We start from the raw sequence: 13,423 nt of genomic DNA, 5'->3' as shown, positions 1-13,423 counted from the left end.
TAGAGCATTTCAGCCGTACGACCGGTGAATCTGACGGAAAAATTGCCAGCGACTGTCGAATGTGCGATCTTCCGTTCGGCTACTATGCAGCCGAGACCGCGGACGTACTGCGCGGCGGGCATGTCTATTGAAAAAGGATTTGGCACGATGAAATATATTTTGCTGATGTACCACACCGAAGGCGTTTTCACCAAAGAGGAACTGCCGGGCGAAATGAAATACTCGGTGGGTCTATGCGAAGAGCTGCTGGCCAAAGGGCAGTTCGTGGGGGCTTCGCCGCTGCAAGAGATCCGCACGGCGACCAGCTTAACCGCGAAGTCGGGCCGTACCGAAGTTCGCGACGGACCGTTTGCGGAAACGAAAGAACAGCTCGGCGGATACGTGATTGTCGATGTCCCGAATCTCGACGAAGCGATTGCCATCGCCGAACGTTTCCCCGCCGCCAAACGAGGCACCGTCGAGATTCGGCCGCTGTTTCCGCTGGAAGGGATCCCCGTCGTGAAGTAGCCGTCGACCGAAGAGACATCCTAGGCGAACGTAACACCGGCAAGAAAAGAAACTGCCCACACGATTGTGGGCAGTGTTGTTTCGGGTTCGCTGAGGTAGTTAGCCTTGGTTTTTGAAGACCATGACTTGAACGATCGTTTTAGCTCTCGTCTTGTCCATTTCGAGCTTGATCATCAAGTCGTCGATGAATTCCTTTTCATCTGCTTCGACCACGCCGTCGGCGAGAACGATATCGCATGCGTTGGCGAAGACTGTTTCTCGCAGCTCAGGCGGAATCGCAGGAACGGCCGACGCGATCAGCTTTTCCGGGCCGCCTCGTTTGAGGATGCCCAGCAGGCGATCCATCATCGAGTTGAACTTGTGCGGCGGAACGTGCTGGTACATCTTCATGCGGCCGAGCGTGGTAACGAGGGCACCGACTTCTTCGTCGGCGATATGCCCGTCGCATGCCGAGGCGGCCAATAGGGTGCCAGCGAAACCTTCCTGCGGACCGAACTGTTCCGGGGCGAACGACGAATCGTCCAATACATCATCGAATAGTGACATGAATAATCCCAATCGTCTGAAGGGTTGGTTTTTGCTTTCGCGACGTGTCTGAAAACGTCGTTAACCTCGATTCTTAATGACCATCACTTCGGCGATCGTCTTGGCCGTTTTACTTTCGATCTTCAGCTTCTCGCGGAGCTTTTCGATGAAAGCCTTCTCGTCCGGTTCCACAATCCCATCGGCGAGCACAATGTCGCACGCGTTGGCGAACGCAGCTTTGGCCAACTCTTTGGGAAGCGTTGCGGTGCACGAATCGATCAGGGCATCGACCCCTTTCTTTTTCATAAATCCGTGCAGCTTATTCAAGGTTTTTCCGTATTGCCGACCATCGTAACGTTGGTACAGCTTCATGCGGACTAAGCAGGTAATCAAGCTGTTCACTTCTTCGTCAGCTATGTGTCCATCACAGCCGCTGGCGCCCATCAGGATGCCAGCAAACGATTCTTGTGGCGTCAGCTTCGAGGAACCTTCCATTCCTCCAAACAGCGAATCAAGTAATCCCATCGTTTGGATTCCCTTTATCGACAAGTGAGTAGTAGACAGATCGTAGGATGAGAAAGGGTGTTGGTTGGGTGATGTCGCGAGAGACGCGACGTTCGCCAGTCTACAAAAGAAAAGGACGCGATGCCTCTAAATTTTCGGAGAATTTAAGGGGGAAGATTCAGGCAATCACAACCGCATTCAAGCCGCGGCATGCGCTGTGGAGGGGTGGTCTGGGTTTGCAAACCCGGACCACCCTATCATTCGCATGGTTCGGTTGATTCGGTCTACCAACCAAACCAGCCGACGATGCTGAAACCGAACGATCCGGCAACTGCGTAGGCGATGAACAACGCGTACAGAAACATCAGGAACAGCGACTTGCCGCGCGTCAATTGATGCTTGTGCCACAGTACGCCGAGGGTGATCGCCGAGAACGTCACCAGCAGCAAACGCAAGTCGACTAAGCCTTCAATCGGTTTGCCATCTTGAATCAACAACACCGGTTCCCAGCCGATTAAATACGAGTTCACCAGCAGCGGAATCGAAAGGCAAATGCAGATGTCGAAGATGTTCGAACCAAACACGTTCGAGACCGCGCCGGAGTCGTCGCCCCGCATCGCAGCACCCATCGAAAGAAACGTGTCAGGCACACTGGAAGCGGCTGCTGCTAAGATCACCGCAACAAAAAAGACCGGCACGTTCAACGCGTGAGCCGTTTCGTTGGTGACTTCAACCAGCCAATAGCAAGAGATGGCTGCCAAAGCCGTGCATGTCAGCAGCACGACGGTGGCGGTGACACCATTCAGCGGAATGTCGAACATTCCGTAGAAGGCGCCCGCGGTGTCGGCTTCGTCCTCTTCTTCATCCTCGTCGGCAGAGCGTTTGATCTTATCGACCAGCGTATGGGTCGCTTTGATCTTTTCTTCCTGCAGCGTGGCAACGATTTGCTCGGTGGGCGTATCGTGACCGACTTCGCCCAGGTGAGCATGAATCGCATCCATCGCGTGCTGATACCGTTTTGCATCGATGAACAAGTGCACGATGTAAGCGATATACATGCAGATGAAGACCAGCCCCATCCACCAATACATGCGATCGTTGAACAGGAACAGGATCAGCACCAATTCGCAGGCAATGAACCAAAACCCATCGCGGGTAATCACCTCGCGTTCGACATCGACGGTCGGTTTTGATTTGCGATAAATCGAGATCACCAGCGCACAGAACGCAGGAATTAAAATCATGTTATAGACGGCACTTCCCGCACATGTGGCGAGCGTGCTGCCGTACCCTTCGGCGCCCGTCGAAGCCATGTCGGCGACCGAATCACTTTGGACGCTCATTACCGCGACGACGACAAAGAAGATCCCGCTGAATAGTTCCGGCATGCTGCTCGCCACCGCGTCGAGCGTTGCTCCACGAACCGAACCGGGCAAACGCAATGTCTCGCCGACCCACTGGGCCGCGTCGGCAAACGGATCGCAGGCCTGCCAAATGACAATCGAGATCAGCACGACTTGAATAATGAGAAAGCCGAGCTGAATGTTGAGCACCCAAGGGGAGAAAACGACCAGCAAGATCAGCGACAAAATGGTGACCCCAATGGCCACCCAATCGGCTCCGCCTTCATCTTCTTGATGATTCTGATCGACATCCTGACTCATGCACGGCTCCTAAAGGAGAGATAATTTGCGAGAAGGGGAAGGGGAGGGAACGCGATTTACTTTAGTGGAAGGTAGATGTTGGTCCGCAATTGATCAATCGGGGTCTCGTCCGGATTGTTCTCGTAAATCTCGAAAGCACTGCACCCGCGCTGCTTCAGTTTCTTGTAGCGAACGTGCTGATTGGCCGCGCTCCACGCATTGCCCAGGTGATTGTAATCGCCCAGATGTTCGACGCAGAAGGCTTTCGTTTCGGGGCACGTCCATTGCTCGAGCGGAGCCGGGGCTTCACCTTCGGCCGGAGGTATGATTCGCCCCAGCGTGAACTCGCATGTCTGCTTGCCAATATGGAACTTGTGGTAGGACGCCATCAGCTTGCCATCGGACGGAATGCCATGCTTGGCCAGCAGATCGGACAGTTCCCTCATCGCTCCTTGCATCGTGCCGCCGATATCTTTCAACGAGCTTGTCCGGCGCACGCCAGCCATCGTCAGAGGACCGATCGGTTGCACCCCTTGGATGTTGGTTTGGCTTTGGATCGAACCAGTTTCGATCCATTCTTTCAGCATCTTCAGGCCACGGTCGTAGTCCATGCTGATGAAGCCTTGCATCATGCCCTTCATCCAGAACATGAACCAGGGGAGCGAGCCATCCATGATCCAAGAGACTTTCGTTCCGAGTCCTGAGGGAGCGAACGTAAAAGCTACCTTCGAGGTAGATGCGAACGGCTTCAGAAAGCGAATCTCGTCTTCGATCTTTTGATTCGGAACGAGCTGCTTATGTTCGATTTCTCCGGCCCCGACCACTTCGCCGCTCCAGCGGTAAATGGAACCAACCGAGTTGGAATTGTCGGTCACCGTCACATCGGCATCCGGTTCGGCACACAGCCAAGGTGACCAGGTTGTCCATGTTCCAAAGTCGACGACTTTTTTGTAAACCGTTTCTGGCGGCGCAGCGATTTCAATCGAGCGGTCAACATGGAAGCGCGGCATCGGTCTTCTTTCGATTGCGGCAGGGAAAAGCGAGAACTGCCTTAAAGGCCCACGAGGGCAAGGGATACGGAAAGTTCCGATTATGGAATTCCGAGATCGCCGCGTCAAAGAATTTCAAGAGAAGTTCGCGGCGAAGAAGCAAACCGAACTATTCGGTTTCGAGATCGATCGAACAGCAGCCGAAATCAATACGTCGCATCTTGTCTTTCCCTTGGGCCGCCACTTCCGGATGCAGCGAGTAGATGACGAATCGGCCCTGTTTTTCGGTCTGGACCACTTCCGCGTGCCGCAAAACGCCGAGGTGATGCGAGATCTTGACGATTTCTTCGCCCAACTCCTCAGACAATTCACTGACATTCTTGGGCCCATCGAACAGCCGCTCTACGATCCGCAGCCGATCAGGATCGGCAAGCGCCTTCAGGCGTCCAGCACACAGTTCGTAGTCACGTTTTTGTTTCATGATGGTGAATGGCATCGTTTTCAGGCCACTATTTCGCTGGCGTTAGGCTGGAAATGTTCGTGGTTTGTCGCGATTGTAGATTGGTTTGTCTTCTTTCACCAGGGAGCTTTTCGCTTACGCGGCAATCCGCTAACAGTGCGGGTCCACCGCAATCGCAACAAGATTCGTCTCGGCGGTTACGTTCGTCTATGATCTGGATAGCAATCTTCCGTACTTTCGGAGATGCGAACAACATGATTGACAACTGCGAAAAATGATTGCGCCTAACAAACTATTGAACTACTGGAACCGCATACAACATAGCCTATGGTTTATCCCGGTGCTTTGCACATTAGGAGGGGTCGCGTCGGCAATCTGCATGTTGACGCTGGATCATTCGCTGGACCTTTCGTGGGACGACTACTTCTGGCTGCAAACCACGACCAACGGCGCTCAGACGGTGCTATCAACCATTGCCGGTGGCATGATTACCGTCGCTGGTGTGGTGCTTTCGATGGAAATGGTCACGCTGTCGATTACCTCCTCGCAGTTTGGGTCGCGTGTTCTTCGAAGTCGCTTGGGCGATCGCACCACGCAGTGGACCATCGGTGCGTTCATGGGAACTGCCGTTTACAGTTTGGTGGTTCTGAAGATGGTTCGACGCATAGGCGAAGACAATTTCTTCATTCCGCATCTGTCCGTGATGGCGGCCATCATCTTCGCGCTCGGCAGCCTGACGATCTTGCTCTACTTCATCCATCATGTCGCGATGATTGCCCAGGCCCCCGAAATTGTCGCCGGCCTGGCTTCCGATTTGAAACACTCGATGGAGCGGATCTTTCCCGACAGGATTGGCGACCCACCTCCGAAACAAAACTCGCACGACCGCGACGTGACCGACGAAGAGTGGGAACTGCTTCGCCATGGCATCACCGTCGAGTGCCGCAGGGAAGGGTACATCCAGGGGATTGAAGGGGACGATCTCATTCATTTGGCGACCAAGCAAGACTTGATCATTCAGCTGCCCAAGCGACCTGGCGATTTCCTTTCCCGCGGCGAAACGATGGCCAAAGTCGCGGTGAAAGGACAAGTGGACGAGTCGAAGTTGTCCGCCGCCATTAACGAAGCCTTCTTCATCGGCAACAACCGGACCCCGTGGCAAGATGTCAATTGCTCGGTGCATGAACTTTCGCAAATGGGCGTCCGAGCTCTCAGCCCCGGGATTAACGATCCCTACACGGCGGTCAACTGCATCGATCGCCTCTCATCCGCGTTGGCGCAGTTGGCTCAGCGGAAGATGCCTTCCCCGAACCGCTTCGACCACGATGGGCACCTCCGGCTGGTCGTCGATCGGCAGACGTTTTCCAGTGTCATGCATGCGGCGTTCGATCAGATGCGAAGCTACGCGATCAGCAGCGCGGCCGTTTCGCAACGATTGATGGAAGGCTATCAGCGCATCGCCGATGCCGTCGTTGGTGGCGATCAGGCCGAAGACGTTCTGCACCAGGCGCGACTCACCATGGAAGGCGCCCTCGAGCAGTCGCATCATCCGGCCGACATGAAGGTGATCCAGGAACAGTTCCAGCGTCTCACCGATCAGCTTCAGCCCTTGATTCAGCAAAAAGAACAGCAGGCGCCAGACGAAGACGAAAATCCAAACGATGACGAATCGAGCGACGAAGGGGAGGCCAGCGGCGAAGTGATCGGTTAGGCTGCACAAAGCATCCCAAGGAAAATCAAAAAACTTTCTACCCTAACGATCACCCTTTTTCGCCAATAACGGGTAAGCCAAACGATGGGCAACACCAACCAGGCACGGCGTCGTCGTCCTGCGGAACACTGAAAGCTACCCCCAAATGATTCAGCTTCAAAACCTTTGCAAATCGTGGGACGCCGGGCAGACGTTTGCGGTCAAGGACGTCACGCTGGAAGTTCCCGAAGGCCAGGTCCTTGCTCTGCTCGGCGGCAGCGGAAGTGGCAAGAGCACGACGGTGAAGATGATCAACCGCCTGATCGAGCCGACCTCCGGCAACATCTTCGTCGGCGGCGAAGACATCACCCACCAAGACCCTGTCCAATTGCGACGCCGTATTGGCTACGTCTTTCAAAGCATCGGCTTGCTGCCCCATTTAAGCGTGGCCGACAACGTCACGCTTCTGTTGAAACTGCAAGGCGTGCCAGCCAACCAGCGAACCGATAAAGCCAACCAACTGCTCGACATGGTCGACCTGCCGCATGAAACGTTCGCCACGCGGCTTCCCAGCGAACTCTCCGGCGGGCAGCGGCAACGCGTCGGCTTCGCGCGCGCTTTAGCAGCCGAACCCAAAGTGATGTTGCTGGACGAACCATTCGGCGCCCTCGACCCCGTCACCCGAGACACGCTGCAGATTGAATTTCAACGCATCCAACAAAACCTCGGCCTGACCGCGGTGATTGTGACCCACGACATGGCCGAAGCGTTGCTCTTGGCTGACGTGATCGCTGTCATGAACCAAGGCGAAATCCTCCGCATCGGCACCCCTAAAGAACTCCTCCAAGATCCCGGCGACGATTACGTCGCCAAGCTGCTGGAAACCCCACGCCGACATGGCGAATTGGTGCAGGAGTTGGGAGGGGGGTAGTTTTCAGTTTTCGGTGTTCAGTTTTCAGCCGGAAGGAGCTGCCGCTCCCCGCGTTGAAGAGGCACTGGAAACGCATGCCGACGAAGACGACGGCATGGCACCCAATGAGAATGGTCACCTAATCAGGATGGTTACCCGATCAGGATGAAACTGCCCTGCGAACTCAGCCCATAATTCCGGTCCCCTCTCCCCTCAGGGGAGAGGGAACCAGAGGGATGGGCAACACCAACCAGGCTCAAACCACCCCCAACCGTCCCATCAAATCTTGCTGAAAACTGAACACTGAAAACTAACCCCCATGTTCAACCTCGACTTCTGGACTCGCGTTCCCTATCAACTCAGCTTTCTTCCCGATCGCTTGGGTGGGCACGTGTTTCTCGCGTTCACGTCGATCCTCGCTGGCGTGCTAATCAGCATTCCGCTGGGGATCTACTGTTCGCGGCGGCCAAAGGTGGAACGCATTGCGGTGACGATTGCCAACATCATTCAAACGATTCCCGGCATGGCGTTGCTGGCGATCATGGTCTTCGCTCTCAATCGTACCGGGATCTTGCCGGCTTGGATTGCGCTGGTGCTCTACAGCATTCTGCCGATCTTGCGAAACACGATTGCCGGGATGAAAACGGTCGACCCTGGCTGCATTGAAGCGGCCGACGGTATCGGGCTGAACAAATGGCAACGCCTCCGCATCGTCGAGCTTCCGTTGGCGTCCCCTACCATCATTGCCGGAATCCGCACCGCATCGGCTTGGGTTGTCGGGGCGGCAACGCTCGCTTATCCCGTCGGTGCGACCAGCCTGGGCGACTACATCTTCGCCGGGCTACAAACAACCAATCCGGTCGCGCTCTTCGTGGGCTGCGTCTTCTCCGCCGGCTTGGCGTTGGTGCTCGACATGCTGCTCGGCGGACTGGAAAAAGCTTCGCAGCAGCGCAGCAAAGCGTGGGCCTTCGGTTCGATCGGCGGCATGCTGCTTGTCGCCGTCAGCCCAATGCTGCTCAAAGCAATCCAGCCGTCGCCATCGATCACTCCGGTCGAGCAATTGGCCGAAACAACCGAGTTCCAGCAAGACAAGCCGTACGTCATTGGCGGCAAGCCATTCACCGAGCAGTACATTCTGATCGAACACCTGCAGAACACGTTGACCGACATCAATCGCCAGACCGATGTCAAAGCAGGGCTTGGTTCGACAGTCGTTCTGCAGTCGCTACAGCGTGGCGAGATCGATTGTTACGTCGACTACAGCGGCACGCTTTGGGCGAACGAAATGAAGCGGACCGATAACGTCTCGTCGGCTGAAATGCTGATCGACATCGGCACGAACTTGAAGGAAAGCAGCGGCGTGCTTGCGTTGGGGCCGCTCGGTTTCAGCAACGACTATGTCTTCGCCATGCGAAAGGAACAAGCCGATCAGTTGGGCATCACGTCGCTCAGCGATCTGGCGCAGCATGCCGATCAACTGACGGCAGCCTGCGAGATCGAGTTTTGGTCGCGGCCAGAATGGAAAAACGTCCAAGCGAAGTATGGCCTGCAATTTGGCGAAACGAAGTCGATGGATGCGACGCTGATGTACGGGGCACTGCTGCGTGGCGATGCCGACGTGATTGTAGGCTACCGCACCGATGGCCGTCTTGCCTCAGACGAAATCGTCGAACTGACCGACCCACGCTTCGTGCTTCCACCATACGATGCCGTGCTGCTGGTTTCGCCCCGACTTGCCCAAGACCGCGAAGCGACCGAACGCCTGCGAAAGATGGTCAACAAAATCTCGACCGAAAAGATGCGCCGCGCCAACGGCATGGTCGACATTCAAAAGAAAGCCGTCACCGAAGCAGCCCAATCGCTGGGCGATTCATAACGCAGCGGCATCACCCCAGGATCGTGAAGCTACGTAGGGTCCGCTGTGCGGACGCGGACTACTAACCGGGGAGCGCAGCAAGTCGGGTCTTTGATTGACGCTCGTTCACGATGAAGACCTCGTTTCGGCTTCGCCTCCCCAGGTTGCAAGCAACCATGGGCTATCCACTTAAAGGCGATGCCATCATTGCTTGCTGGCCCCGATTCCGCGTCCGCACAGCGGATCCTACTCGCGTGTTGCCGCAATTACTTTTCGTTCATTTGGCCGATCGTTCCGTTTGCTCCTATCGGCCCCTGCCAAATCAGGGCACAATGCAAGATTACCCCATGGGGCCGCACTTCTATCAACGAGATCAATCCTTTGACGCCATTTGAAACCGTCGATTGCTACGACTATCCCAAGTACTGGGATCTTTCCTTTCAGGACGAAACCGAACTGGAATGCGACTTCTTCGAGGACGCTTTCAAAAAGTTTGGCCAGGGGGAAACGCATCGCGTGTTGGATCTCGGCTGCGGCGGCGGGCGGAACGTGATCGAGATGGCTGATCGCGGTTTTCAGATGATCGGTTTGGATAACAACGAACCGTCGCTCGCTTTTCTAAACGAGCAGCTGCTGACGAGAAACCTGACCGCCGAAACGATGTTGGCCGACATGGCTAACTTTCAAATCGAGCAGCCTCTCGATGCGGCGCTCTGCACGTTCAATACGTTTCGTCATCTGCTGACCGAAGAACAAGCGGAAAGTCATTTGAAGAGTGTCTCGACCGCTTTGCGACCTGGCGGGCTGTACATTCTGGGGCTGCACATTCTGCAAGACTACGACGACCCTGAATGCGAAGAACATTGGACCAATCGGGATGGGGAAGTCGAAGTAACGACGACGTTGGAAGTGGTCGAATCGTGTCGTGACAATCGCCTGGAAACGTTGCTGTTTCATCTGCAAGTTCGCGATGGCGCGAAGAAGTTGATGCTCAAAGCGGAGTATCCTTACCGCCTCTATAATCCAACGCAGCTTCGCAGCCTCTTGAAGAAATTTCCTGAGTTGGAAATCTGTGAAGTGTACGACTTCAATTATGACATCGACGATCCGATGCCGTTCGACGATGAGATCAGCGACGCCGTTTTCGTGCTGCGAAAGAAGTAAATTACGCAAGCGAGAACTGCCCGGCCAAGAGAGGCGGTCTGGTTAAACCGCACGCAAACAGGGCTCTGCGAGAAGCTGCTGATATTTTAACGAAGTTTGCGCGTACATGTCAAAAAGTATGCGCGAAATAATGACAGGGTGTGTAGCATCTCTTAGGCAGTTATTGGCCGCTCGAAACGCCATTGTTGCGCTGATACGGCAACCGGCGGGTGCTTTCAGATTGCGAATGAGACTGGTTTTTAGGCGGTTTTTGCGAATTGCCAAAAGAACGTTGGTAGCGTGTACACTTTTTCGTTCCAATAGCGAGCGACTCTCTTTCAGGGGCTGATTTCTTCACCCCAAAGTGTCGCTCTTTCACAACTTGTAGGTATCCTCCGCGTGTTCCTGCGAGCGCATAAAAAAAGGCCCGACAGGTATTCGTCGGGCCTCTGCGAGTGAGCTTTGCTGTCGCGTTACTTGGCGTCTTTTTGCAAGTGAGCCAACGCCAACAGGCTGTATCCGGTGACCAGGTTCGGGTCGCCTTCCATCCAGCGTTCCGCTTTCTCGTTCACCCAGCTGCCGTTCACTTGTTGGCGGCCGATCAGTTCTTCGGTGAACTCCTTGCGCCAGTCGTGCGACTTGCCGTCAGCGGTGACAAACGCTTCGTCGCCGTAGGCATCCAGGGCTTTCGCTACGGTGTGGTAGTAGTAGTACAGCCCGGTATCGCCCATGCCTGGGTTTTGCTCGGTGCTGTAGTTTTTACCAAGCCAAGCAACGGCCGCTTTGACACGTTGGTCGTCTTTGTCGACGCCAGCGTAGATCATGCTTTTCAAGCCGGCATACGTCATCGAGCCATAGCTACGAAGTCCACCATTTTCGGTCTGACCTGCTTGGCTGGTACCGCCGGCGGCAACCGTGTAATAGAAGCCACCATCCGGATTTTTCGGAGCGAACTCGAACTGGTTGTGCGGCGATTCAAGGTTCTGGCAGCGGCTGATGAAGATCAACGCTTTCTGCATCGCGGGATCGTCATCGCTGGTGCCGCTTTCCTTCAGGGCTTCGATTAGGAAAGTGGTGTTCGACATGTCTGGTCGCGAATGACCGCCGTAGCCAGCCCCACCAAAGAAGGCGTCGTCTTCGCTTTTGCCTTCCTCTTGATCCCACTGTAGACCTTTGAGGAACTTGTTGGCGTTGGCCAGTAGCTTGTCGTATTGGCCGTCGTTGTTGGCCGCGGCGAATGTCATCAGCGCCAGGCACGTTTCGTAGTTACGATGCCGCGTTCCTTCGACGTAGATGCCACCGTCGGGTTTGACATGCTTTTCGAGCGCGGCGAGCCCTTTCTTCACCGCGGGGTCGAGCGGCGTACGGCCATGTTCCAAAAGACCGAGCGTGCAGACGGCAGTCACACCAATTCCGGTGTTGCCGCTGAATGTGCCATCGGAGGCCTGGCCTTGATTGGTGAGGTAGGAGATCGCTTTCTCGACCGCTTTTTCATAAGCAGCGTTATCGGCGGCGTGAACGATTGCCGGCGAAAGCAACAGCGACGCGACAAGGAGGATCGCGAGGCCAAATCGAAACGGACTTACGAGCAACTGAGACATGTAGGAGGACCTCATCTCTAAGGAAAACAAGTCAACGCGGATGACAAAACGAGGCGTCATCGGGGCGAGTTGCTAGGTGCGTGTCGGGCTGCCGATGGCGAAAAGGGGATGGCAGCCGCCAAAAGGTGCTCGTTCGCAGAAGGAACGACTCCTATGGCACCGTTGCGAAGCCCAGGACGAACCAACACGTTCGCCATGAAACCAAAGCATAGGATACGCCATTGTAAACGGCGAATGCCGATTCAACCACTGTGGGGCTAAACCTTGTACAGAGAAAGGCTTAGCGAAAATCAGTTTGGTCGCCAGGAAGGGGCCGCTTAGCCGCGAATGGCGAGAATATCGCTTTCGGCCATAATCAGCAGCTCTTCGCCTTCGACTTTGATTTCGGTACCAGCCCAGCTACTGAAGAGGACTTGATCCCCTTCTTTGACGCTCAGAGGAGTCTTGGTGCCGTCCTTCAGCACGTGGCCATCGCCAACGCTGAGGACGCGACCCTGCTTCGGTTTCTCTTGAGCGCTACCGGGCAAGACGATGCCGCCGGCTGTGGTTTCTTCCGATTCCATCCGCCGCACGACCACATTGGCTCCCAGGGGAACAACTTTCATACTTGCTTCAGCTCCGGCTCAAAACAAAAGGGGATCACGCAAAGATGCAGATTCTGCAAGGAATGATTCTGACACGCCGATGGATGTGTTTCAAGAAGTGGCCGTTCCAGCTGTGGCAGGTAATGGCCCGTTAAGGGGGAGGGAAGTGCGGTTTAAGTCGAATTGGCAAAATACCCGGTGGAAACTGGCGGCTAAATCGGCTCTTGGATCCCAGATGCTGGCAGATAACTTTGCAGCGGGCAGCCCTCGCACTTAGGTGTTTTGCGGCAAAACTGGTTGCCGGTCCGGACGATCAGGGCATGGAATTCGTTGTAATGCGAGACTTCGTCGGGGACCTGGCTGACGAAATGGTCTTGGATCTGGTGGTAGTCCGCCTCCCAGTCGATCCAGCCATGCCGCTTCAAAATCCGAGCCGTATAGGCGTCGACGACGAACGTTTTCAGGTTTCCTGCATAAAGGAGAATCGAGTCAGCCGTTTCGGGGCCAATTCCATTGATGCCAAGCAGTTCCTCGCGAAGCGTGGCCACATCGTGCGAGAACATCCATTCCAAGTCGCCATCGTACTTCGTCATGACGTGGTCAATCAGGTTCCATAAACGCTTCGCTTTCAGCCGGTAATAGCCCGACGGCCGGATGATCTCGGCGAGTTCTTCCTGCCGCGTCGCATGCAGCCGGCCCAGATGCAGGAGGTCGGCATCCTTGAGGTTGGCGATCGCTTTTTCGACATTTTTCCACGACGTGTTTTGCGTAAGTACCGCTCCAATCATGATTTCCAGCGGCGAGTCGCCTGGCCACCATTGTTGGGGACCGTAATGCTCGAGCAGCTTTTCAAAGACGGTATTCAGGGAAACGTTCGAGTCGCTCAACGCTTTTTCCAGTGCGTCCGATGAGGAGAGGGTAGGCGAAATACGGTCGTAACAGTTGTTCCAGTCAGGCGAAGAGGAATCAAGTCCTGCTGGCAACCATTCCGACGCAAAAGAGTGTGGAAACT

Annotated in this window: 13 protein-coding genes; 5 read left to right on the top strand and 8 right to left on the bottom strand. The window is 55.2% G+C overall.

The genetic code is table 11. The features are described from left to right. Positions 1 to 147 precede the first annotated feature (147 nt). The gene (locus tag LA756_RS16465) at positions 148 to 507 is read left to right on the top strand and encodes a YciI family protein (protein ID WP_224435810.1); all 360 of its coding nucleotides are present in this window, start codon (positions 148 to 150) and stop codon (positions 505 to 507) included. Positions 508 to 606: 99 nt separating this feature from the next. On the opposite strand, the gene LA756_RS16460 is transcribed toward LA756_RS16465, so the two are convergent. The 5 genes from LA756_RS16460 to LA756_RS16440 all read right to left on the bottom strand — a co-directional run bounded on the left by LA756_RS16460 (position 607) and on the right by LA756_RS16440 (position 4,649). Then, positions 607 to 1,053 (bottom strand): tellurite resistance TerB family protein, encoded by a 447-nt coding sequence (locus LA756_RS16460; RefSeq protein WP_224435809.1) that lies wholly within the window; start codon positions 1,051 to 1,053, stop codon positions 607 to 609. Between the two features lie 60 nt (positions 1,054 to 1,113). Then, the gene (locus LA756_RS16455) at positions 1,114 to 1,557 is read right to left on the bottom strand and encodes a tellurite resistance TerB family protein (protein ID WP_224435808.1); all 444 of its coding nucleotides are present in this window, start codon (positions 1,555 to 1,557) and stop codon (positions 1,114 to 1,116) included. A 263-nt stretch (positions 1,558 to 1,820) separates the two neighbouring features. Then, positions 1,821 to 3,200, bottom strand: coding sequence for a sodium:calcium antiporter (locus LA756_RS16450; protein WP_224435807.1), 1,380 nt, complete (start codon positions 3,198 to 3,200; stop codon positions 1,821 to 1,823). A gap of 56 nt (positions 3,201 to 3,256) precedes the next feature. Continuing rightward, positions 3,257 to 4,189 (bottom strand): SRPBCC family protein, encoded by a 933-nt coding sequence (locus LA756_RS16445; RefSeq protein ID WP_224435806.1) that lies wholly within the window; start codon positions 4,187 to 4,189, stop codon positions 3,257 to 3,259. Positions 4,190 to 4,337: 148 nt separating this feature from the next. After that, complete coding sequence (locus LA756_RS16440) at positions 4,338 to 4,649, bottom strand: helix-turn-helix transcriptional regulator (protein ID WP_224435805.1); 312 nt, start codon at positions 4,647 to 4,649, stop codon at positions 4,338 to 4,340. A 358-nt stretch (positions 4,650 to 5,007) separates the two neighbouring features. Here LA756_RS16440 and LA756_RS16435 point away from each other — a divergent pair, with 358 nt between their 5' ends. The 4 genes from LA756_RS16435 to LA756_RS16420 all read left to right on the top strand — a co-directional run bounded on the left by LA756_RS16435 (position 5,008) and on the right by LA756_RS16420 (position 10,247). After that, positions 5,008 to 6,339 (top strand): DUF2254 domain-containing protein, encoded by a 1,332-nt coding sequence (locus LA756_RS16435; RefSeq protein WP_261362041.1) that lies wholly within the window; start codon positions 5,008 to 5,010, stop codon positions 6,337 to 6,339. Between the two features lie 145 nt (positions 6,340 to 6,484). Continuing rightward, positions 6,485 to 7,249, top strand: coding sequence for an ATP-binding cassette domain-containing protein (locus tag LA756_RS16430; protein ID WP_224435803.1), 765 nt, complete (start codon positions 6,485 to 6,487; stop codon positions 7,247 to 7,249). 298 nt (positions 7,250 to 7,547) lie between these two features. After that, positions 7,548 to 9,104, top strand: a complete 1,557-nt coding sequence (locus tag LA756_RS16425; RefSeq protein WP_224435802.1) for an ABC transporter permease/substrate-binding protein — start codon at positions 7,548 to 7,550, stop codon at positions 9,102 to 9,104. Between the two features lie 360 nt (positions 9,105 to 9,464). Then, a complete protein-coding gene (locus LA756_RS16420; RefSeq protein WP_224435801.1) occupies positions 9,465 to 10,247 on the top strand; it encodes a class I SAM-dependent methyltransferase in 783 nt (260 codons plus the stop codon). Positions 10,248 to 10,699: 452 nt separating this feature from the next. Here LA756_RS16420 and LA756_RS16415 read toward each other — a convergent pair whose 3' ends face one another. From LA756_RS16415 to LA756_RS16405, 3 genes are all read right to left on the bottom strand, one after another. Then, positions 10,700 to 11,827: a prenyltransferase/squalene oxidase repeat-containing protein gene (locus LA756_RS16415; RefSeq protein WP_224435800.1), complete on the bottom strand. Its 1,128-nt coding sequence runs from the start codon at positions 11,825 to 11,827 to the stop codon at positions 10,700 to 10,702. Between the two features lie 317 nt (positions 11,828 to 12,144). Then, a complete protein-coding gene (gene groES, locus LA756_RS16410) occupies positions 12,145 to 12,432 on the bottom strand; it encodes a co-chaperone GroES (protein WP_224435799.1) in 288 nt (95 codons plus the stop codon). A 191-nt stretch (positions 12,433 to 12,623) separates the two neighbouring features. Beyond that, entirely contained in the window at positions 12,624 to 13,394 is a 771-nt protein-coding gene (locus tag LA756_RS16405; RefSeq protein WP_224435798.1) for an endonuclease III domain-containing protein, read from the bottom strand. Positions 13,395 to 13,423 lie beyond the last annotated feature (29 nt).

Source organism: Bremerella sp. TYQ1 (genome assembly GCF_020150455.1).
In the GTDB taxonomy this organism is placed as follows: Bacteria; Planctomycetota; Planctomycetia; order Pirellulales; family Pirellulaceae; genus Bremerella; species Bremerella volcania_A.
This window is presented reverse-complemented; position numbering and strand designations above follow the sequence as displayed.